Origin of the sequence: Rhodoplanes sp. P11, from assembly GCF_964266735.1 — a bacterium.
GTDB lineage: Bacteria > Pseudomonadota > Alphaproteobacteria > Rhizobiales > Xanthobacteraceae > Rhodoplanes > Rhodoplanes serenus.
On record NZ_CAXWGY010000016.1, the window covers coordinates 536,589 to 556,929 of the forward strand.

18 protein-coding genes and 2 pseudogenes are annotated in these 20,341 nt (G+C 68.3%); 4 read left to right on the plus strand and 16 right to left on the minus strand.

The window, feature by feature from the left end; all coding sequences use genetic code 11:
• From sdhA to ACFQUV_RS14210, 5 genes are all read right to left on the minus strand, one after another.
• Nucleotides 1–1,836: a succinate dehydrogenase flavoprotein subunit gene (gene sdhA, locus ACFQUV_RS14190; protein WP_111383943.1), complete on the minus strand. Its 1,836-nt coding sequence runs from the start codon at nucleotides 1,834–1,836 to the stop codon at nucleotides 1–3.
• Between the two features lie 3 nt (nucleotides 1,837–1,839).
• The gene (gene sdhD, locus ACFQUV_RS14195; RefSeq protein WP_111383944.1) at nucleotides 1,840–2,229 is read right to left on the minus strand and encodes a succinate dehydrogenase, hydrophobic membrane anchor protein; all 390 of its coding nucleotides are present in this window, start codon (nucleotides 2,227–2,229) and stop codon (nucleotides 1,840–1,842) included.
• Complete coding sequence (gene sdhC / locus ACFQUV_RS14200) at nucleotides 2,226–2,636, minus strand: succinate dehydrogenase, cytochrome b556 subunit (RefSeq protein ID WP_111383945.1); 411 nt, start codon at nucleotides 2,634–2,636, stop codon at nucleotides 2,226–2,228. The genes sdhD and sdhC overlap by 4 nt, the downstream gene beginning before the upstream one ends.
• 259 nt (nucleotides 2,637–2,895) lie before the next feature.
• Nucleotides 2,896–3,945 carry a MaoC family dehydratase gene (locus tag ACFQUV_RS14205; RefSeq protein ID WP_129611312.1) on the minus strand — a complete coding sequence of 350 codons (1,050 nt, stop codon included), beginning with the start codon at nucleotides 3,943–3,945 and terminating at the stop codon, nucleotides 2,896–2,898.
• A 397-nt stretch (nucleotides 3,946–4,342) separates the two neighbouring features.
• Nucleotides 4,343–4,852: a GNAT family N-acetyltransferase gene (locus ACFQUV_RS14210; protein ID WP_111383947.1), complete on the minus strand. Its 510-nt coding sequence runs from the start codon at nucleotides 4,850–4,852 to the stop codon at nucleotides 4,343–4,345.
• A 401-nt stretch (nucleotides 4,853–5,253) separates the two neighbouring features.
• Here ACFQUV_RS14210 and ACFQUV_RS14215 point away from each other — a divergent pair, with 401 nt between their 5' ends.
• Nucleotides 5,254–5,841: an O-acetyl-ADP-ribose deacetylase gene (locus tag ACFQUV_RS14215; protein ID WP_129611313.1), complete on the plus strand. Its 588-nt coding sequence runs from the start codon at nucleotides 5,254–5,256 to the stop codon at nucleotides 5,839–5,841.
• A 24-nt stretch (nucleotides 5,842–5,865) separates the two neighbouring features.
• On the opposite strand, the gene ACFQUV_RS14220 is transcribed toward ACFQUV_RS14215, so the two are convergent.
• From ACFQUV_RS14220 to ACFQUV_RS14265, 10 genes and pseudogenes are all read right to left on the minus strand, one after another.
• Nucleotides 5,866–6,819: an ROK family protein gene (locus ACFQUV_RS14220; RefSeq protein WP_129611314.1), complete on the minus strand. Its 954-nt coding sequence runs from the start codon at nucleotides 6,817–6,819 to the stop codon at nucleotides 5,866–5,868.
• Nucleotides 6,820–7,017: 198 nt separating this feature from the next.
• Nucleotides 7,018–8,121, minus strand: a complete 1,104-nt coding sequence (locus tag ACFQUV_RS14225) for a cobalamin-independent methionine synthase II family protein (protein ID WP_111383950.1) — start codon at nucleotides 8,119–8,121, stop codon at nucleotides 7,018–7,020.
• A 155-nt stretch (nucleotides 8,122–8,276) separates the two neighbouring features.
• Nucleotides 8,277–8,981 (minus strand): annotated as a pseudogene (locus ACFQUV_RS14230) (ABC transporter ATP-binding protein); the annotation flags it as partial.
• Entirely contained in the window at nucleotides 8,965–9,726 is a 762-nt protein-coding gene (locus tag ACFQUV_RS14235) for an ABC transporter ATP-binding protein (RefSeq protein WP_129611316.1), read from the minus strand. The gene ACFQUV_RS14235 and the pseudogene ACFQUV_RS14230, both read right to left, overlap by 17 nt.
• On the minus strand, nucleotides 9,723–10,781 hold the full coding sequence (locus ACFQUV_RS14240; RefSeq protein WP_129611317.1) for a branched-chain amino acid ABC transporter permease: 1,059 nt from the start codon (nucleotides 10,779–10,781) through the stop codon (nucleotides 9,723–9,725). The genes ACFQUV_RS14235 and ACFQUV_RS14240 overlap by 4 nt, the downstream gene beginning before the upstream one ends.
• Nucleotides 10,778–11,638 carry a branched-chain amino acid ABC transporter permease gene (locus ACFQUV_RS14245; RefSeq protein ID WP_129611318.1) on the minus strand — a complete coding sequence of 287 codons (861 nt, stop codon included), beginning with the start codon at nucleotides 11,636–11,638 and terminating at the stop codon, nucleotides 10,778–10,780. The genes ACFQUV_RS14240 and ACFQUV_RS14245 overlap by 4 nt, the downstream gene beginning before the upstream one ends.
• 150 nt (nucleotides 11,639–11,788) lie before the next feature.
• A complete protein-coding gene (locus tag ACFQUV_RS14250) occupies nucleotides 11,789–12,958 on the minus strand; it encodes an ABC transporter substrate-binding protein (protein WP_129611319.1) in 1,170 nt (389 codons plus the stop codon).
• A 181-nt stretch (nucleotides 12,959–13,139) separates the two neighbouring features.
• Complete coding sequence (pcaG, locus tag ACFQUV_RS14255) at nucleotides 13,140–13,751, minus strand: protocatechuate 3,4-dioxygenase subunit alpha (RefSeq protein WP_129611320.1); 612 nt, start codon at nucleotides 13,749–13,751, stop codon at nucleotides 13,140–13,142.
• Nucleotide 13,752: 1 nt separating this feature from the next.
• Nucleotides 13,753–14,451: a protocatechuate 3,4-dioxygenase subunit beta gene (pcaH, locus tag ACFQUV_RS14260; RefSeq protein ID WP_129611321.1), complete on the minus strand. Its 699-nt coding sequence runs from the start codon at nucleotides 14,449–14,451 to the stop codon at nucleotides 13,753–13,755.
• A gap of 215 nt (nucleotides 14,452–14,666) precedes the next feature.
• Nucleotides 14,667–15,458, minus strand: coding sequence for a CoA-transferase subunit beta (locus ACFQUV_RS14265; protein ID WP_129611322.1), 792 nt, complete (start codon nucleotides 15,456–15,458; stop codon nucleotides 14,667–14,669).
• Between the two features lie 749 nt (nucleotides 15,459–16,207).
• On the opposite strand from ACFQUV_RS14265, the gene ACFQUV_RS14270 reads away from it, so the two are divergent.
• Nucleotides 16,208–16,897 carry a hypothetical protein gene (locus tag ACFQUV_RS14270; protein ID WP_129611323.1) on the plus strand — a complete coding sequence of 230 codons (690 nt, stop codon included), beginning with the start codon at nucleotides 16,208–16,210 and terminating at the stop codon, nucleotides 16,895–16,897.
• 209 nt (nucleotides 16,898–17,106) lie between these two features.
• Nucleotides 17,107–18,172, plus strand: a pseudogene (locus ACFQUV_RS14275) (IS630 family transposase).
• A 33-nt stretch (nucleotides 18,173–18,205) separates the two neighbouring features.
• On the opposite strand, the gene ACFQUV_RS14280 reads toward ACFQUV_RS14275, so the two are convergent.
• On the minus strand, nucleotides 18,206–19,090 hold the full coding sequence (locus ACFQUV_RS14280) for a CoA transferase subunit A (RefSeq protein ID WP_129611324.1): 885 nt from the start codon (nucleotides 19,088–19,090) through the stop codon (nucleotides 18,206–18,208).
• A 212-nt stretch (nucleotides 19,091–19,302) separates the two neighbouring features.
• Between ACFQUV_RS14280 and ACFQUV_RS14285 the strand changes: the two genes are divergently transcribed.
• Nucleotides 19,303–20,322 carry an amidohydrolase family protein gene (locus ACFQUV_RS14285; protein ID WP_129607760.1) on the plus strand — a complete coding sequence of 340 codons (1,020 nt, stop codon included), beginning with the start codon at nucleotides 19,303–19,305 and terminating at the stop codon, nucleotides 20,320–20,322.
• Nucleotides 20,323–20,341: the final 19 nt, after the last annotated feature.

Below are 20,341 nucleotides of genomic sequence, written 5' to 3' on the forward strand. Positions count from 1 at the left end.
TCAGTAGACCCTCGCCTTGGGCTCGATGTACGACACGTCGTTCGTCATCGTGTAGGTGTGCACCGGCCGGTAGTCGATCGAGACCTTGCGGGTCTGCGGATCGAGCCACGCCAGCGTGTGCTTCATCCACTGCTTGTCGTCGCGCTCGGGGAAGTCCTCGCGCGCGTGCGCCCCGCGGCTCTCCTGGCGGTTGGCGGCCGAGTTCATCGTCACCACCGCCTGGGCGATGAGATTGTCGAACTCCAGCGTCTCGATCAGGTCGGTGTTCCAGATCAGCGAGCGATCGGAGACCTTCACGTCGGCGGCGCCGGCCAGCACCTCGTCGATGAGCTTGACGCCCTCGTTGAGAACCTCGCCGGTGCGGAACACCGCACAGTTGTTCTGCATCACCCGCTGCATGCGCGAGCGCAGCTCCGCCGTGGGCGTCGAGCCGGAGGCGTTGCGGAAGCGGTCGAGGCGCGCCAGCGCGGCGTCGCCGGCGTCCTTCGGCAGGTTGGCCTGGGTGGCGCCGGGCTCGAGCAGCTCGGCACAGCGCAGCGCCGCGGCGCGGCCGAACACCACGAGGTCGATCAGCGAGTTGGAGCCGAGCCGGTTGGCCCCGTGCACCGACACGCAGGCGGCCTCGCCGAGCGCCATCAGGCCGGGCACGATGTGGTCCGGATTGCCGCCCTGCTTGGTCAGTGCCTCGCCGTGATAGTTCGTGGCGATGCCGCCCATGTTGTAGTGAACGGTCGGCAGCACCGGGATCGGCTCCTTGGTGACGTCGACGCCGGCGAAGATCTTGGCGCTCTCCGAGATGCCCGGCAGACGCTCGGCCAGGATCTTCGGATCGAGATGGTCGAGGTGCAGGAAGATGTGGTCCTTGCTCTTGCCGACGCCGCGGCCCTCGCGGATTTCGATGGTCATGGCGCGCGAGACGACGTCGCGCGAGGCGAGGTCCTTGGCGGACGGCGCGTAGCGCTCCATGAAGCGCTCGCCCTCGGAGTTGACCAGATAGCCGCCCTCGCCGCGCGAGCCCTCGGTGATCAGGCAGCCCGAGCCGTAGATGCCGGTCGGGTGGAACTGGACGAACTCCATGTCCTGGAGCGGCAGGCCGGCGCGCAGCACCATGGCGTTGCCGTCGCCGGTCTGGGTGTGGGCGCCGGTGCAGGACAGGTAGGCGCGCCCGTAGCCGCCGGTCGCCAGGATGGTCATCTGGGCGCGGAAGCGGTGCAGCGTGCCGTCGTCCATGTTGAGGGCCACGATGCCGCGGCAGCGGCCCTCGTCGTCCATGATCAGGTCGAGCACGAAGTACTCGACCAGGAACTCGGCCGAGTGCTTGAGGGCGGCGCCATACAGCGTGTGCAGCATGGCGTGGCCGGTGCGGTCGGCCGCCGCGCAGGTGCGCTGGGCGATGCCCTGGCCATAGTTCGTCGTCATGCCGCCGAACGGGCGCTGGTAGATCTTGCCTTCCTCGGTGCGCGAGAACGGCACGCCCCAGTGCTCCAGCTCGTAGACGGCGGCCGCGGCGTTACGGCACAGATACTCGATGGCATCCTGGTCGCCGAGCCAGTCCGACCCCTTGACGGTGTCGTACATGTGCCAGCGCCAATCGTCCGGCCCCATGTTGCCGAGCGCCGCCGAGATGCCGCCCTGCGCCGCCACCGTGTGGGAGCGCGTGGGGAACACCTTGGTCAGGCAGGCGGTGCGCAGGCCGGCCTCGCTGCACCCCACGACGGCGCGCAGGCCGGCGCCGCCGGCGCCCACCACGATGACGTCGTAGGTGTGGTCTTCGAGCGGATAGGCACGGCCGTTCACCGCCGGCGCCCCGCCGTTTCCGGAACCGTTGACGGCCATCGGTCAGACTCCGAACGAGAGCTTGAGAATCGCGTAGGTGCAGGCCAGCCAGAGCACGATCGTGAGGAACGTGTTGGCGATCAGCAGGGCGGTCTTCATCGCCTTGCCGTGCACATAGTCCTCGATCACCGACTGGAGGCCGAGCCGCATGTGCAGCGTCACCGTCCAGACGAACAGCAGCATGGTGATCGCCACCAGGGGCGAGCCCAGGATCTGCACGACGGCGGCGTGGTTGCGGCCGATCAGCGAGATGACGATGACGATCGCGGCCAGCGTCAGCGGCAGCAGCGCGATCGAGGTGAGACGCATCTCCCACCAGTGCTCGGTGCCGGACTTGGCGCTACCGAGCCCGCGCACCTTGCCGAGCGGCGTGCGGATGCTGGTCGACTTCATCGCAGACCTCCCATGACGAAGCCGCCGATGATCCACACCAGCAGCGTCAGCGAGATCGAGCCGATCAGGGTCGCCCGCGCCAGCCACTCGCGCTCGTGCGGGGCGAAGCCGCGGCCGGTGTCCCAGATCAGGTGGCGGACGCCGCCGAGCGAGTGGTGGATCAGCCCCCACGAGAAGCCGAGCAGCACCAGCCGGCCGATCCAGGTGCTCATGAACCACTGGACCCAGGCATAGGCGTTGGGGCCGGAGGCGGCGGCGAGCAGCCACCAGGCCACCAGCAGGAAGCCGAGATAGAGAACGATCCCGGTGACCCGGTGGAACCCGGACATCAGGAACGTGAAGGTCAGGCGATAGATTTGGAGGTGCGGCGATAGCGGCCGCTCGACCCGCGCCGGGCGTTCAGCCATGGAATTACTCCAGATTGGGCCAGTTCCTTGAAGCAGATGCGCGTCTGTTGTGCAATGCCCAATCTGGGCTTGCGGGGGATGCCGGGGGTCACATGTTTGCATGCCGGGACGGCCTCGCGCGATGCGATCGACGGCATCGGGCGAGACGGCCCGCCGCCGCGCGGCACCGCGTCGCGCGGACCACCTGGGCGGGGTCGCGCGGGAGCCCCGCGCAGGCGTGCGGCGCAGCGAAACAGAGATGTCGGCGGCCGCCGGGCGGTCAGCGCGGAATCAGCGCCCAGTAGTCGAGGTCGAGAATCACGCCTGGCTCGTAGTCGTGACCGATCCGATAGGGATGGTCCTCGCAGACGCGATCCTTGGTGGCGACCAGCCGGAGCCGCAGGGCGCCGACGTCGGAGCGGCCCGGCAGCGCCGCCCGGTCCAGCACCTCCGACCAGGCGAACACGGTGTCGCCGGCGAACAGCGGCGAGACGTGAGTGCCGCTGTTGATCCCGGCGACGTGGAACACGTTCGCCAGCCCGTTATAGGAGAGCGCCCGGGCGAGCGAGATGACGTGGCCGCCATAGATCAGCCGTCGACCGACCCGGGTGCGCACCTGCATGAACTGGTTGAAGTGCACCTTGGCCGTATTCTGGTACAGGCGGGTGGCGAGCTGGTGCTCCGCCTCCTGCACCGTCATGCCGTCGACATGGTCGATCTTCTCGCCGATCTCGAAATCGTCGAATCGGTACGGCGCGCCCGACAGGCCGAAGTCCCACGCCGCGACGTCGATCCGCGGGCAGCCGTCGCCGAGCAGCGCCGGATCGAGCGACGGAGCCAGCTCGGGAACCAGCTCGCCGGTCGGCCGCGCCGCCTCGTCGCGCTTGTTGACCATCACCCAGCGGACGTATTCGAGGACCTTGGTGCCGTCCTGGCGCCAGCCGGCCGAGCGGACATAGACGACGCCGGTGCGGCGGCTGGAGTTCTCCTTGAGGCCGATGACCTCGGAGGTCGCCGTCAGGGTGTCGCCCGGATAGACCGCGGCGAGGAAGCGCGCCTCGGCATAGCCGAGATTGGCCACGGCATTGAGCGAGATGTCCGGCACGGTCTTGCCGAACACGATGTGGAACAGCAACAGATCGTCGATCGGGGCGCGCGGATAGCCGATCGCCCGGGCGAAGGCGTCGGAGCTCTGCACCGCGAAGCGCGGCCCGTACAGCGCCGTGTAGAGGGCGACGTCGCCGTCCGTGACGGTCCGCGGCACCGCGTGCCGGATCACGTCACCGATGCGGAAGTCTTCGAAGTAGCGCCCCGAACTGGTCTTGGCCATCGTCACGGACGAAACATGGGGGTCGGTGGCTGAGGTCAGGAGTGCGCCCACCCGGCCTGATGGAACGCCGGCGGACGATCACGCGAGGTCGTGTTCAGCGGTCTGGTTCAGTGGTCGGCAAAACGGTGTGGCGGTGGTGCCGCCGGCCGGACACCGGCACGCCGGCGCCGCGGAATGATGCGGCGGAACCGTACCGCGCTGCACACAGGCTGGCAATGGGACAAAAGACGGGAGGCCCCGGTCTCGTGACGTCGTGGTCTCGTGGCCTCGTGAGCTCGGTGTCTCGGGCGTGGCGCACCGTGCCGTGAGCCGGGACGCGAGGGCGACGCGGCGAAGCTGATGGGTACGGATCACGCCGAGGTGCGGGTCATGCCCGCCAACCTCACGCCGGCCAACCTCAGGCTGGCCAGGCGAAGGCGACCTTGTCGAGCGTGCGGGTGCCGAAGGTCTCGGACGAGCGCGCCACCGGACGGCCGCCGAGGGCGCGGTAGAACTCCAGCGCCGGCTCGTTGTCGGACAGCGCCCACACCACCACGCTCTTCATGCCGTTCTGGGCGAGATCGCGCCGCGCCGCCGTGAACAGCCGGCGACCGAAGCCGAGGCCCTGGAACTCCGGCCGCAGATACAGCTCGTACACCTCGCCCTCGTAGGGCAGGCTGCGAGCACGGTTGCGGCCATAATTGGAATAGCCCGCCACGGTGTCGCCGAACACGAACAGCGACACACGGCTGCCCTTGCGGATGGCGCCGTCCCACCACGCGGGTCCCCGCCGGTTCACCAGCTTCTCCAGCTCGGGACCCGGGATCACACCGCGATAGGCGCTCCGCCAAGCCTCGTCGTGCGCCGCCGCGACGGAGGCCGCATCGGAGGTCTTGGCACGACGAATCTCGATCAGGACGGTGCTCATGCATCAATTAGACCGAAGCCGCGAAATCGCATCAAGTGGGCGCGGCTACGTATCGCGCAGCACTCTTCGATCTGTTGCGCCATGGACACATTCGGGCTACCGAGGTGTGATCCGGCCGATATGGCCGCCGCGATGCGTCGCGCCCGCCGATGCGGGACTCGCGGCCCGCGTTCCACGCCAGGAAACACGGCGCGCCGCGATCGATAATCGTCGTCGCGGACCGCTCCGGGCGGGGTTTGCAACGGAAGTCTGCGGCGGGCGTTTCGCGTCGACGATGAACCCGCAGCCGCGGAACCGGCACGACTGGCGATGGCGAGACATCGGCACGAGGCTGTCGACCGACACAGTCGCATGACGCCGCCACCGCGTGCGCCGGCCGGCGGAGCGAGGAGGTGACGAGGATGCAACCTGCCCCCCATGCCGCGACCCGGCTCGGCTCAACGCGGATCGAGGTGATCGTCGCCGACATCACGACGCTCGCGGTGGACGCCATCGTCAACGCCGCCAACCGCAGCCTCGGCGGCGGCGGCGGCGTCGACGGCGCCATCCATCGCGCCGCGGGACCGGAGCTGCTGGAGGCGTGCCGCCCGCTCGGCGGCTGCGAGACCGGCTCGGCCAAGATCACGCCCGGCTTCCGCCTGCCGGCTCGCCACGTCATCCATGCGGTCGGCCCGGTGTGGGCGGGCGGCGATCACGACGAGGACGCGCTGCTCGCCGGCTGCTACCGCACGGCGCTCGCGCTGGCGCGCCGGCACGACCTCGCCTCGCTCGCCTTCTCGGCGATCTCCACCGGCATCTACGGCTTTCCGCCCGACCGCGCCGCCGGCATCGCGGTCGACACGGTGACGGCGACGCTGGCGTCCTTCACGCGCGACGGCGACGATGCGACCACGGCGGCGCGCCCGATCGATCGGGTGATCTTCTGCTGCTTCGGCGAGACATCGGCGGCTTGTCACGTCGACGCGCTGCGCGCCCGCGGTCTCGCCTGAACGGCCTTCTACGCTGCCGTTTCGTCAGGCAGGACGGCGTCGCGCCAAATGGGCCGCATAGGCGGCGCAGCCGAGCAGGCCCGGCTCCGGATAGGTGACCAGCGCGGTCGGGATCGCAGCCAGCATCCGCTCCATCGGCGGATGCGCCTCGAACGCCGTCCGGAACGCCGCCGCATCGATCAGCTCGCCGAGCTTCTGGGCGACGCCGCCGCCGACGAACACGCCGCCGGTGGACCGGAAGGCGAGCGCGACATCGCCGGCGAAGCGGCCGAGCAGCCGCACGAACAGCGCGACGGTGGCGCGCGCCGCCGGATCGCCCGCCTCGGCGGCGGCGTCGACGGCGGGCGCATCGAGCGCCGGCGCGTCGAGATGCAGCGCCGCGTGCAGCCGCGCCAGGCCGATGCCGGAGATCACCCGCTCGGCCGAAACCCGCCCGAGCTGCGCGGCGAGGCGCTCGAACACCGGCCATTCGTCGGGCTCGGCGGGGCCGAACGCGATGTGGCCGGCCTCGCTGGCCACCGCGGTCCAGCCGCCGTCCTCCTCGGGCACCAGGGCGGCGACGCCGAGCCCGGTGCCGGGACCGAGCACCGCCACCGGGCCGTCGCGGCTCGGCAGGCGATCGCCGAGCGGCCGCAGATCGCCCGGCCCGAACTCCGGCAGCGCCCAGGCCAGCGCTTCGAAATCGTTGACGGCACACGCCCAGCGGAAGCCGAACCGCGCCTCCAGGCGATCGAGATCGATCACCCATTGGCTGCGATTGGTGAGCGCGATCTTGCGGCCCCGCACCGGCGCCGCCATCGCCAGCACGGCCGCGTCCGGCCGCTCCGGAATCGTCGCGAGATAGCGCCCGATGGCGTCGTCGAGGCCCGCGACGGTGCGGTTGGCGAACAGCTCCATGCGATGCGGCCGGCCGTCTGGGCCGGACACCGCCAGCCGAGTATTTGTGCCACCGATGTCGGCGACGAGCGTGGTGGTCATGGGTGATCCGTTCGAGCGAGGCCGTGTCCCCACCGCACCGATGCGCCGTCCCGGGCGCCCGCGTCGGCACGTCGCCGTCAGATATCGCCTTCCGGGGGAATCGCAAGCGCTGTTCGGCCCCGGGCGGGTTCTACAGGACGCAACGCCCGACCCGCGACGCCACCGACGGCATTCCGGCGCGGCGTTCCGGCGCCCCGCTCACCCCCAGACGTCGGCGGCGAGCTCGACGATCATGGCGAGCTTCGCCCACTGCTCTTCCTCGGAGAGCAGATTTCCCTCTTCGGTAGAGGCGAAGCCGCATTGCGGGCTGAGCGCGAGCTGATCGAGCGCGACATACTTGGACGCCTCCTCGATCCGGCGCTCGATGGCGTCGGTGTTCTCCAGCGTCCCCGACTTGGTGGTGACCAGCCCGAGCACCACCATCTTGCGGCCCTTGGGCAGGAAGCGCAGCGGCTCGAAGCCGCCGGCCCGCTCGGTGTCGTATTCGAGGAAGTAGCCGTCGTAATCGATGCCGGCGAGAAGCCGCTCGGCGATCGGCTCGTAGCCGCCTTCGCTGACCCAGGTGGAGCGGAAGTTGCCGCGGCACACATGAGTGGTGATCACCATGTCGTGCGGCCGGTCGGCGATGGCGTGGTTGATCACGTCGGCATAGATGCGCGGCAGCTTCTCCACCTCCTCGCCACGCTGGCGGGCGAGATGAAGCTGCTCCTTGGAGCACAGATAGGCCCACACGGTGTCGTCGAACTGGAGATAGCGGCAGCCGGCCTCGTAGAACGCCTTGACGACCTTGCGGTAGGCGCGGGCGAGATCGTCGAAGAAGGCGTCGAGATGCGGATAGACCGCGGTGCTGATCTCCTTGCGGCCGCCACGGAAGTGCAGCACCGACGGTGACGGAATCGTCATCTTCGGGGTGACCTTGGTGTTGGCCCGGAGAAACCTGAAATGCTCGATCATCGGGTGACCCGAGAAGCCGATCCGCCCGGTCACCCGCACACCCTCGGCGCGCGTCTGCACGCCCTGGAACTGGATGCCCGACGCCGTCTCGAAGCCTTCGACTCCGTCGAGCTTCTTGAGGAAATCGAAGTGCCACCACGAGCGGCGGAACTCGCCGTCGGTGACCGCCTGAAGGCCGATCTCCTCCTGCCGCCGGATGATGCGGCGAATCTCGTCGTCCTCGACGTGATGCAGATCCTCGGGAGAGGCCGTGCCGGCCTGGACACGGGCGCGCATCTCCTTGAGGGCGGCGGGACGCAACAGGCTGCCGACCTGGTCGGCGCGGAACGGCGGTCGCGGGCGGGTCATCGGCCTCTCCTCGGAAACGGGGTCCCGGTATCGGGCGGCACTTCGCCGCAGTCGGATCTCGGCTCCGCGGCGGCGGCATCCGACGGCACGATCGCGGATGCGTCCGTGCGGGACGCGACGTCCGGGTGGGACGCGACACCGGCGCGCCGTGGCCTGCCGTCGGCGACGCCCAGGTGCCGCTCCAGCACGGCACGGTCGGCGCGCAGCACCGCACTGTCGCCGGCCCACACGACGGCGCCACGCTCCAGCACCACCGCCTGGTCGGTGACGCCCAGCACCTTGTCGGCGTTCTGCTCGACCAGGATGGCGGACAACCCCTCCCGGCGGGTGATCCGTCCGAGCGCCGCGATCAGCTCCTCGACGATGATCGGCGCGAGCCCCTCCAGCGGCTCGTCCAGCAGGACGAGCCGTGGGTTCAGCACCAGGGCGCGACCGATCGCCAGCATCTGCTGCTCGCCGCCGGACAGCTGGTGGCCGAGATTGCCGCGACGCTCGGCCAGCCGCGGAAACAGATCATAGACCGCCGCCGGCGTCCACGCCCCCGGTCGCGCCACGGCGGTCAGATTCTCATGCACGGTGAGCGACCGGAAGATGTTGCGCTCCTGCGGCACCCAGCCGATGCCGGCGCGCGCCCGCTGGTCGGGCCGCAGGCCGCCGATGTCGCGGCCGGCGAGCCGAATCGTCCCACCGAACCGGCGGACGACGCCGACGATGGCATCGACCAGGGTGGTCTTGCCCATGCCGTTGCGGCCGAGCAGCGCCAGCGAGCGCCCCTCGGCGAGCGTGAGCGAGACGTCGGCCAGCACCACCGCCTCGCCGTAGCCGGCACTCAGCCGTTCGATCTCAAGGAGCTCGGCCATCGCGCGATTCTCCGAGATAGACGGCCTTCACCCGGGGGTCGCGCGCCACCGCGTCGGGTGGCCCGTCGACGAAGATCTGGCCATTGACCAGCACGGTGATGCGATCGGCGAAAGTGAACACGATGTCCATGTCGTGCTCGATCAATAGCACCGCGACATCGGCCGGCAGCCCGGCGACGGCCGCGAGGATCTCGTGCCGCTCCGCCTCCGGCACGCCGGCGGCCGGCTCGTCGAGCAGCAGCACCCGCGGCCGGCACGCGAAGGCGAGCGCGATCTCCAGAAGCCGCTGCTTGCCGTAGGGCAGCGCCGCGGTGCGCACGCCGCGGACATCCGCGAGGCCGAAGCGGTCGAGCAGCGCCGCGATCTCGGCCACCACCTCGGGCCGGCTGCCCGGCCGCCGCCACCAGTGGGTGCCGGTGCCGAGCCGCTCCGAGATGGCGAGGCCGAGTGCCTCGACCGGATTGAGGTCGGCGAACAGCTGGTTGATCTGGAAGGTGCGGGCGATGCCGCGCCGCACCCGCCGGTGCGGCGGCAGCCGCGTGATGTCCTCGCCGTCCAGCCGGATCTCGCCGGACGACGGCGCCAGCACCCCGGTGAGCATGTTGACGAGCGTCGTCTTGCCGGCGCCGTTCGGGCCGATCAAGGCATGACGTGCACCGCGCGCCACCGAGAGCGACACCTGCGAGGACGCGACGATGCCGCCGAAGCGCTTTTCGAGATTGCGCGTCTCCAGAACCGGGATCACGGCCGGCCTCCGTCGCGGCCGCCGCGCCATGGGACCAGCCGGTCGCCGGCACGGCGCAGCGGCGCCAGCCAGCCGCCGATGCGGTCACGCCCGACCAGCACGATGACCACCAGGATCAGGCCGATCCAGAACTGCCAGTACTGCGGGGTCGCCGCCGAGAGCCAGTCCTGGGCGAAGCGGAACACCACGGCGCCGATCAGCCCGCCATAGAGATGGCCGGTGCCGCCGATGATCAGCACCAGCAGCGCGTCGGCGGAGCGGTCGAAGGACAGCGATTCGAGCGACGTGAAGGCGGTCGTCTGGGTCAGGAGCGCGCCGGCGATCGCCGCATAGACGGCCGCCAGCGTGTAGACGGCGACGATCCGCGGCCCCGCTCCGATGCCGATCGCGCCGGCGCGCAGCGGGTTGCCCTTGATGGCCAGCAGCGACAGGCCGAACGGCGAACCGACGATCCGCCGCGCGAGAAGGAACAGCACGAACAGCACCACGAGGCTGTAGACATAGGCGGTGTGGCCGTAGAGGTCGAAGCGGAACAGGCCGAGCACCGGCTGCATGGTGATGCCCTGGAGCCCGTCGGCGCCGCCGGTGAGCCAGGCCATGCGGTTGGCCACCTCGCGCAGCAGCAGCGCCACCCCGAGCGTCACCATCAGGCGGGTCAGATCGGTGCCGCGCAGCACCAGGAAGCTGGTCAGGAACCCGAAGGCGCCGCCCGCGAGGCCGGCCACCAGCAGTGCCACCACCGGCTCGCCGATCAGCGCGTGCCGCGCCAGCAGGCCGGCCGTGTAGGCACCGACACCGAAGAAGGCGGCGTGGCCGAGCGAGACGATTCCGGCATAGCCGAGAATGAGGTCGAGCGAGAGCGCGAACAGGCCCCAGATCACGATCTCGGTGAGGATCAGGTGATGGTCCGGCAGCAGCCAGATGGTCGAGATGGCGCCGAGCCAGAACAGGATCTCGAACGGCGACCAGCGCCCGCGGGCGGCGAGCTGCACCGCGATAGCGGTGTCGAGCGGAGCGGTCACCGACAGCGCGGGGGGCGACGTCTCGCTTCTCATCGCGCACCGCCGCGGGCGAACAGGCCGTGCGGCCGCAGGATCAGCACCACGATCATGATGGTGTAGATCACGAAGGCGCCGAGCTGCGGCACGTAGTACTTGCCGGCGACGTCGGCGATGCCGAGCAGCAGCGCCGCGAGGAACGGCCCGGTGATCGACGAGGTGCCGCCCACCGTCACCACGATCAGAACATAGATCATGTACTTGAGTGGAAAGATCGGATCGAGCCCGAGGATCTCGGCGCCGAGCGCCCCGCCGAGGCCGGCGAGCCCGGAGCCGAGCGCGAAGGTGAAGCCGAACACCGCGCCCACATTGATGCCGAGGCCGCGCGCCACCCGCTGGTCGTCGACGGCGGCCCGCAGCCGGCTGCCGAAGCGGGTGCGGGTGAGCCCGAGCTGGAGCAGCAGCGTGATCAGCCCGCAGACCGCGATGATCATCAGCCGGTACTTGCTCATGCCGACGCCCAGCACGGTGACCTGGCCTTGCAGCGCCGCCGGGATCGCGATGAACTGCTGCGACGAGCCCATGGTGTAGTCGACGGTGGCGACCGCCATGAAGACGAGCCCGATGGTGAACAGCACCTGGTCGAGATGGCTCTTGGCGTAGACATGGACGTAGAGGGTACGCTCCAGCAGCGCGCCGAGCGCCGCCGCGAACACGAAAGCGCCGACGAGCCCGACCACGAACGGCAGTCCGAGCCGGTTGACCAGCACCAGCGCCGCATAGCCCCCCGCCATCGCGAAGGCGCCGTGGGCGAGGTTGACGAAGTTCATCAGCCCGAGCGTCACGGCGAGGCCGGCGGCGAGCACGAACAGGAGCATGCCGTAGGCGATGCCGTCGAACAGGATGGTCAGCATGCGGGCCGCCGCGGGTGACGAGGTGCAGGTGACGAGGTGGAGCGTGGATGGCCGGCGCCGTCGTCCCGATGAGCGTTCGCGATCGCGCGTTTCACCTCTCCCCGCACGCGGGGAGAGGGAGAACCGGCGTCTCGGTCACGCCGCCGCCGCTCACCGCTTCGCCTTCACCGGGTCCTTGACGGCCTCGAAGGTAGCGAACTCGACATTGTAGAGCTCGCCGTTCTTGCGCTCCACCTTGCGGATGTAGATGTTCTGGACGATGTCGCGGGTCTCCGGATCGATGGAGATCGGGCCGCGCGGGCTCTCCCAGGCCATTCCCTTCATGGCGGCGACGAGCTTGTCGCCGTTGGTGTCGCCGCCGGTCTTCTTCAGCGCCTCGTAGACGAGGTGCATGGCGTCCCAGCCGCCCACCGACATGAAGTTCGGGCGCATGCCGTTGTTGGCCTTCTTGAACGCCTCGACATACTCCTTGTTCATCGCGGAGGGATGATCGGCCGAGTACATGTGGGCCGTCACGCTGCCGAGCACCGCATCGCCCATGGCGTTGAGGAGATCGTCGTCGGTGACGTCGCCGGGGCCGATGATCCGGATGCCGGCCTTGTCGAGTCCGCGCTCGACGAACTGCTTGGTGAAGGTGCCGCCCTGGCCGGCCGGCACGAACACGAACACGGCGTCCGGCGCCGCATCGCGGGCCCGCTGGAGGAAGGGCGCAAAGTCGGGCGCCATCAGCGGCACCCGCAGGGCCTCCACCACCTGGCCGCCGCCCTTGGTGAACGCCTCCGTGAAGGTCTTCTCGCTGTCGAGCCCGGGCGCGTAGTCCGACACCAGGGTGACCACCTTCTTGATGCCGTTCTGGGCGGCCCATTCGCCGATGATCACGCTCGACTGCGCCAGCGTGAAGCTGGTGCGCAGAATGTAGGGCGACCGCTCGGTGATGATCGAGGTGCCGGCATTGGCCACGATGGTCGGGATCTTGGCTTCGGTCGAGAGCGGCGCCACCGCGAGCGCGGTCGGCGTCACCGCGAAGCCGATCAGCACCGCCGCCTTGTCGCGCACGATCAGCTCCTGCGCGAGCCGCTTGGAGTTGTCGGCGACGGCGCCGTCGTCCTTGACGACCAGCTCGATCTTCTTGCCGGCGACGGTGTCGCCGTGCTTGGCCATGTAGAGCCGCATGGCCGCGACCGTCTGCACGCCGGTCGATTGCTGCTGTCCGGTCATCGCCTCGATGACGCCGATCTTCACGGTTCCCTGCGCCGACGCGGGGCCGCCGGCCAGAAGGCCGAGCAGGATCGCCAGGGGTGTCAGCACGCGCTCGAGCATGGTTCCTCTCCGGTTCGCATGATTGCGCTTCACCTGCTTCGACGTCTTGCGCCGACGTCTTGTCATCGTTGCCTGCTGTCGGCATCTCCTCGACGGCGTCGTTCGATCGGCGTTCTCGGGCCGCGGCCGATCCGGCCGCGGGCGACCTGCGCTGCGCGGAGAATCTGCGCGGAGGGCCGCGTCAGATCTCGAAGAACACCGTCTCGGCCTCGCCCTGCATGCGGATGTTGAAGGTGTAGACGGCGCGGCCGTCGCGCTCGGTGCGGGAGGCGATCAGGGTGGCGCGCCGCTCCTCCGGCACCAGGGCGAGCACCGGGTCGTCGGCATTGGCGGGCTCGTCGGCGAAGTAGAGGCGCGTGTAGCTCTGCCGCAGCATGCCGCGAGCGAACAGCGCGACGAGGATGTGCGGGGCCTGCGGCCGGCCGTCGGGTCCGGGCACCGGGCCCGGCTTGATGGTCTCGAACACGAAGCGGCCCTCGGCGTCGGTGCCGGCGCGGCCGAATCCCTGGAACTGCGCATTGGTGTGCCGCCGCGGCTCGCCCGCCGCGCCGGCGTAGTGTCCCTGCGCGTCAGCCTGCCAGATCTCCAGCATGGCGTCGGTCATCGGGGCGCCGTCGCCGTCGAACACCCGCCCCTCGATGCGAATGCGCTCGCCCGCGATGTCCGGGCCGGTGAGGTCGTTCCCGAAGGTGTCCTTCCACGGATACTGGCCGTTCGGCGTCAGCCCGTAGGCGAAGAACGGACCGACCGTCTGAGACGGGGTGATGCCAAGCGTCGTCTCGGCGCTCGTCATCTCAGCTCTCCATCGGGGTCTGGCGGCGGCCGCGCAGCACGATGTCGAAGCGATAGGCGAGCGCCCATTCGGGCACCGTGTGGTCGAGATCGAACGCCGCGATCATGCGGTTGCGTGCCGCCTCGTCGGTGACCGAGTTGAAGATCGGATCGAACGGGAACAGCGGGTCGCCCGGGAAGTACATCTGGGTGACGAGACGCGACACGAAGGAGTGGCCGAACAGCGAGAAATGAATGTGGGCCGGGCGCCAGGCGTTCGGATGATTGCCCCACGGATAGGCGCCGGGCCGGATGGTGACGAAGCGATAGTGGCCCTCGGCGTCGGTCTTGGCGCGCCCCGCGCCGGTGAAGTTCGGGTCGAGCGGCGCCGGATGCCGGTCGACCACATGGATGTAGCGTCCGCAGGCATTGGCCTGCCAGATCTCGACCAGCGCGTCGGGCACCGGCCGGCCGTCCTCGTCGAGCACGCGGCCATGCACGATGATGCGCTCGCCGAGCGGCTCGCCGGCATGCTGGCGGGTGAGGTCCTCGTCGCCGGGCTGTACGGCGTCCTGGCCGTAGACCGGGCCGGTCAGCTCGGTCAGGGTGTGCCGCATCAGGATCAGCGGCTTGGTGGGGGAGCGCTTGGGGGTGCTTCGGTAGCCCGGCGAGAGGCGCGGCGGGAAGGCGTCGAGACTCGCGGTCGGATAGAAGAAGGTCATGGAGATCCTTGGCGTTTCCGTTTTGTCGTTGGTCTCGATTGTCCTCTATTTGAAGCTACGGGTAATTCGAATGCAAGCGTCGCGTGTTCGTATTTTTGGACGGACGCGCGATTATCGCCCAGAGCTGGACCGGCATGAGGCCCCGCTTTTGATACGAGGTGCCCCTGATACGAGGTGCCCGGCGAGGCCGCCGGGCGACCTCGGGCGGCGATCCCTCAGGCGTCTGCCGCGTGGGCGCGCCGCGTGCGGGCATGCAGGTCGCGCAGCGTCTCGAGCTCGACGTCGGTCGGCGACGACGTCTCCGTGACCCGCTCGGCGAAGCGCACCGGCCAGCCGGTGGCGTCGCGGATCTGATCACGATCGATGCCGGGGTGGATCGAGGTCACCGTCATCTCCTTCGTCTCCGGGTCGGGCTCGAAGACACACAGGTCGGTGATCAGCCGGGTCGGCCCCTTGGTGCGGATGCCGAGCCGCGCCCGATGGTCGCCCCCTTGGCCGTGGCCGAACGTGGTGACGAAGTCGAGCTTGTCGACGAAGCTGCGCCGGCTCTGCGGCATGGTGACGAAGATCTCGCCGCAATGGGTCATGATCTCGGGCGCGCCGCCGCTGCCCGGCAGCCGCGTGACGGGGCGATCGTAAGGACCGATCACCGTGGTGTTGAGATTGGCGAAGCGGTCGATCTGGGCGCCGGGCAGGAAGCCGACCGTGATGCGGCCGCCTTGCAGCCAGTAGCGGAACATCTCGGGCACCGACACCGTGGTCAGTGCGGTGTCGCACAGCTCCCCGTCGCCGATCGACAGCGGCAGCACGCTCGGCCGCGTCGCGATGGTGCCGGACTCGTAGATCAGCGTGATGTCCGGCGCATGGGTGAGGCGGGCGAGGTTGCAGGCCGCCGACGGCAGGCCGATGCCGACGAAGCAGACGTCGTCCGAGGTCAGCGCGCGCGCCGACACCACGGTCATCATCTCGGTGGCCGTATAGGCGAGGGTCGTATCGGCGGACGTCATGGGGCGCTCCTCTCAGGCCGCGACGGCGAGGCGGCGGCGGTGATGTGATCACCCGCTAGGAAATGTGCGGTCAGCAATCGGAGTGCGCGACCGTCTATTAATTTCCGCGGGACTTCTGCGGAGTCGATTCTGGGCATTCCATCACGTGTCGATCGGCGGGCGTGCCAAGAGAGTGCGGTCGAGATCAATGATGAACCGGGCGACCAGAAGCAACCAAGCCCTCGACATCGCGGGTAAAGCGATCAGCGGCTTCCGAGGGGCCGCTGACACTCCAAATCTGCGCGCTGCGTTCTTCAGGCGCCCGGCGGTTCACACTGAGCCGCTGTCGGCATCCAAAACCCCAAACAGGTGCTGAGAGCCCGTTTGGGAACTCCGACGGGCTGCGCCGGAGCCGATTTCGGCCGATCCGGCAGGAGCCGATCGAAGGGCGTACCAGGGAGTACGGGCGAGATCGGCGACGCCCCGGGCGGTCGAAAGCGGCCCGGCCCTTCGGGTCGCGGGGCGACCGCCGGCCACGGCGTCGAAAAGCTCGCCGATACCACCTGATATCGGTCTCGCTTTTCTCCTGGTGCCCGACAGGTCGCGCCGCGACGCAGTCCCGTCCGAGTTCCCAAACGAGCTCTGAGTAGTCTCGGGACAGCGTGTTGGCGCCGCCGGACGAAAGGCCGCCACGCAATTCAGAAACGCAACTATTGAGATTAGCGCGCAGGAATGGCAGACTCCTCTCAGGACAACTCGGGAGATAAGAAGTGATTATCATTTTTAGCACATTAGGAATATTTTGCGCGGTTCTTGGTGGCTTCATAGCACAATCAAAAAATAAAAATGTAGCCTTGTGGATGCTTACTTGCGCCATTTTCCCCATTTTGGGGCTCATTGTGCTTTTAGTGTCCCAACGAGAATCTTCGTTGGTTGATAAAGTTTCGACCGCACTGCGCCAACCGGGCCTCAACCCCCTGTCAGATCAAAAAAAACTCTATGACGAAAAGAAGTGGAACGCCCTTGTCCAGTACGACCCCGAGATCAACAAGATCCATTATTCATTAAAACCGCATGGCCAAGACTATGTAGATCAGCTTGCAGAGGCCTACATGGCAATAAATGACAAATCATATCTTGAAAAAATTCATAAAGCAATTCTCGAAAAAATCAAGCAAGACACCGAAAACGGTCAAGAAAAACTCCGAAAAAAGCTCAACGACCCCGATTTTATTACGAACTATATTCAGACACACCGACTTATGCTATTAAAATCGAAAATCGGCCCCATTATTCGACTACCTGATGATAGCATTATCGCGGAAGTGAACGGGAGCATAGTCAAATTCAAGACAACAAAGGATTTTCGAGGCAATTTCAACGACCGCACTCGCTGGGACAGCGTTACAGACATTCAGTCCACACTCAAAGTCTTCAATAAGTACCGAGACCACGTCTAATCGCATCTTTTGAAGAACAAGTGCTGCGAAATTTTGGATCAACAATAATTTGACTGGAAACAGATTTAGCTATTGGCCCAAATCCACTTGGTGCACACCCGGAACAGATACATGATCGAACTGATACCAACGGCGTGAGAGGGTGACTCGGGTTTTCGAGGGGTGGTCGGCGTGATTCTCTGAGGTCTCTTGATTCGAGGGAGGCAGGGATGCCGGGGATCACGATCACGCGGAATGACCTTACGGCGGCGCAGCTACGGCATGGGGCAGCGCGGAGCCGCGACGCCAATGCGGCGCGGCGGATGCTGGCGCTGGCGTTGGTGCTGGAGGGAAAGTCGCGGAGCGAAGCGGCCTCGTCGTGCGGGATGGACCGGCAGACGCTGCGCGACTGGGTGCATCGGTACAACGCCTTGGGGCTGGCCGGGCTGGCCGACCGGAAGGCGCCTGGTGCGTCGCCCCGGCTGTCGCCGTCGCAGATGCGGGAGGTGGCGGAGCTGGTCCGGCAAGGGCCCGATCCGGCCGTCCACGGTGTCGTGCGCTGGCGTCGGATCGACCTGTCGCGCCTGATCGAAGAGCGCTGGGGCGTCACCCTCGCCGAACGCTCGGTGGGGGACCTGCTGCGGCGCCTCGGCATCCGGCGGATGTCGGTGCGGCCGCGCTGTCCCGAGCAGGACATCGCGGCCCAGGAGGCGCATAAAAAAACTTCGCCGACCTGGTCACCGCCTGCATCCCGGCCCGCGCACGCGGCAAGCCGATCGAGCTCTGGTGGCAGGACGAAGCGCGTGTCGGCCAGCAGGGCACGCTGACCCGCATCTGGGCCGAGCGCGGCACAAGGCCGCGCGCTCCACGCGACCAGCGCTACGATTGGGCCTATCTGTTCGGGGCGGTCTGTCCGGCTCGCGATTGCGGCGCCGCTCTCGTGCTGCCCAAGGCCGATGCCGAGACTATGACCCTGCATCTCGCCGAGATCGCCGCACCGTGAGGCCCGGGTACCATGCCGTCGTCGTGCTCGACGGGGCCGGCTGGCACAAGACCGGCGGGCGGCTCCGCGTCCCCGACAACATCAGCCTGCTCAAGCTGCCACCCTACTCACCAGAGCTCAATCCGGTCGAGAACGTCTGGCAGTTCCTGCGCGGCAACTGGCTCTCCAACCGCGTCTTCGACACCTACGACGACATCGTCGACGCCTGCTGCGACGCCTGGAACGCCCTCGCCGCCGAGCCGGGCCGCATCCGCTCGATCGCAACCAGAGCTTGGGCAGCGGTCAATCTCTGATGCCGTTGGTATGAAAGCAAGCCGCTGGCGCCCTTATGCTTGAAAACGTAGGACATACTGATTGGCCGCGACGGCGAGGCGGCGGCGGTGCGCCGCGAAGGCGTCCGGACCGGCCTCCAGCACGTTGGTCTTCATCCAGGCGGTGAACGACGCGCGATCGCGCGCGATGTCGTCCCAGCCGAGATAGAAGGCGTTGTCGCGCCGGTAGTAGCCGTGCGCGTAGGACGGATGGGCGCCGCCCGGCACCGCCGCGATCGCCGCGATGGTCCAGCCCGGCAGGACCACCGCATTGGGGCTGCGGGGGCCGAGATCGTCGACGATCTCCTCGACCGTCACCAGCGCGCGCGACGCCGCCAGCACCACCTCCTTCTGGACGCCGAGAATGCCCTCGATCAGAACGTTGCCGGCGCGGTCCGCCTTCAGCGCATGGACGATGGCGACGTCCGGCCGCAGCGCCGGCACGGCGGCGAGCGCCTCGCCGGTGAACGGGCAGGTGACCCGGCGGATGTTGGGATTCACGGCAGGCAGGTCGACCCCGAGATAGCCGCGGAACACCGCGAAGGGCAGCCCGGCGGCGCCGGCCGCATAGGCATTGGCCATGGCGGCGTGGGCGTGCTCCTCGATGGCCAGCGGCCGCGGCCAGCCGTTCTGCACGGCGTCGCGGAAGCGGTGCAGCGAGCCGACCCCGGGATTGCCGCCCCACGAGAAGACGAGCTTGGCCGCACAGCCCATGCCGATCATCTGGTCGTAGACGATGTCGGGCGTCATCCGCACCAGGGTCAGGTCGCGGCGGCCCTGGCGGATCACCTCGTGGGCGGCGGCATGGGGAATGAGATGGGTGAAACCTTCGACCGCGACGGTGTCGCCGTCGCGCACCAGCGCCGCGACGGCATCGCCGAGAGACATGAATTGCGCCATGAACAATCCGATCCGAACACTGTGACGGCTCCATCTAAGAGCATTCGCGCCCGACGGGAAACCACCCGCGCCGTCGCGCCGCCGCGGCGGCGTCTTGCGGTGGACGCGCCCCCTCCCGGCTTTCGGCGCACACCTCCCGGACTGGCGCCGGGGGTGGATTCCGGCGATGGTCGGCGTCCCGCCCGCCGCCCCCGCGCTCCCGGAGACCGCCCATGCGCATCGACGCCTACACGCATTTCATTCCGGCCGGCATCATCGCCGCCATGGATCGGGTCGGCGGCGGCCAGCGGGACATCGGCAAACGGATGCGCGGCGTGCCCTGCCTGTACGATCTCGACGCCCGGCTGCGGATGCTCGATGCCTTCCCGGACTATGCCCAGATCATCGCCTATCCGAGCCCGCCGGTGGAGGACGTGGTCGGGCCCGACCGGGTCGAGGAGTTCACCCGCATCATCAACGACGGCCTCGCCGCGCTGGTGGAGCGCCACCGCGACCGCTTCCCCGGCTTCGTCGGTCAGGTCTCGCTGGCGAATGTCGAGGGAGCGGTGCGCGAGGCCGAGCGGGCCGTCACCCAGCTCGGCGCCTGCGGGGTGCAGATCTACACCAACGTGGCCGGCGCGCCGATCGATCAGCCGCAGTTCGAGCCGTTCTGGTCCGCGATGGAGCGGCTCGACAAGCCGGTGTGGATTCACCCGGCGCGGCGCGCCGACTTCGCCGACTACCGGACCGAGCAGACGTCGCTCTACGAGATCTGGTGGACCTTCGGATGGTCCTACGAGACCGCCGCCGCCATGGCCCGGCTGGTGTTCTCCAAGACTCTCGACCGCCACCCGCAGCTCAAGCCCATCGTCCACCATTTCGGCGGCATCGTGCCGATGCTGGAGGGCCGTATCGGCCCGGGCTGGGACCAGATCGGCAGCCGCACCTCCGGCGAGGACCTGCAAGCCCTCAAGAACAGCCTGGCGAAGCGACCGCTCGACTACTTCCGCGAGAGCTTCTATGCCGATACCGCGACGTTCGGATCGCGGATCGGCACCCAGGCGGGCCTCGCCTTCTACCCGCCCGAGAACATCCTGTTCGCCAGCGATTGCCCGTTCGACCCCGAGAAGGGGCCCGGATTCATCCGCGACACTCAGGCGATCCTCGATTCCCTCGACCTGCCGCGCGAGACGCTGGACCTGATCTATCGCGGCAACCTGGAGCGCATCACCGGGAAGACATTCGTGGGGTGAGGGCCGCGGCACCACCGTC

Coding starts and splice junctions, on each gene's coding strand:
- ACFQUV_RS14245 (WP_129611318.1), bottom strand. CDS start 11,638: ATGCTGACCATCCTGTTCGACGGCATCGCCTACGGCATGCTCCTGTTC.
- ACFQUV_RS14210 (WP_111383947.1), bottom strand. CDS start 4,852: ATGAGCACCGTCCTGATCGAGATTCGTCGTGCCAAGACCTCCGATGCG.
- ACFQUV_RS14285 (WP_129607760.1), top strand. CDS start 19,303: ATGCGCATCGACGCCTACACGCATTTCATTCCGGCCGGCATCATCGCC.
- ACFQUV_RS14240 (WP_129611317.1), bottom strand. CDS start 10,781: ATGAGAAGCGAGACGTCGCCCCCCGCGCTGTCGGTGACCGCTCCGCTC.
- ACFQUV_RS14265 (WP_129611322.1), bottom strand. CDS start 15,458: ATGACGTCCGCCGATACGACCCTCGCCTATACGGCCACCGAGATGATG.
- ACFQUV_RS14225 (WP_111383950.1), bottom strand. CDS start 8,121: ATGACCCGCCCGCGACCGCCGTTCCGCGCCGACCAGGTCGGCAGCCTG.
- pcaH (WP_129611321.1), bottom strand. CDS start 14,451: ATGACCTTCTTCTATCCGACCGCGAGTCTCGACGCCTTCCCGCCGCGC.
- ACFQUV_RS14280 (WP_129611324.1), bottom strand. CDS start 19,090: ATGGCGCAATTCATGTCTCTCGGCGATGCCGTCGCGGCGCTGGTGCGC.
- sdhD (WP_111383944.1), bottom strand. CDS start 2,229: ATGAAGTCGACCAGCATCCGCACGCCGCTCGGCAAGGTGCGCGGGCTC.
- ACFQUV_RS14250 (WP_129611319.1), bottom strand. CDS start 12,958: ATGCTCGAGCGCGTGCTGACACCCCTGGCGATCCTGCTCGGCCTTCTG.
- sdhC (WP_111383945.1), bottom strand. CDS start 2,636: ATGGCTGAACGCCCGGCGCGGGTCGAGCGGCCGCTATCGCCGCACCTC.
- sdhA (WP_111383943.1), bottom strand. CDS start 1,836: ATGGCCGTCAACGGTTCCGGAAACGGCGGGGCGCCGGCGGTGAACGGC.
- pcaG (WP_129611320.1), bottom strand. CDS start 13,751: ATGACGAGCGCCGAGACGACGCTTGGCATCACCCCGTCTCAGACGGTC.
- ACFQUV_RS14215 (WP_129611313.1), top strand. CDS start 5,254: ATGCAACCTGCCCCCCATGCCGCGACCCGGCTCGGCTCAACGCGGATC.
- ACFQUV_RS14205 (WP_129611312.1), bottom strand. CDS start 3,945: ATGGCCAAGACCAGTTCGGGGCGCTACTTCGAAGACTTCCGCATCGGT.
- ACFQUV_RS14220 (WP_129611314.1), bottom strand. CDS start 6,819: ATGACCACCACGCTCGTCGCCGACATCGGTGGCACAAATACTCGGCTG.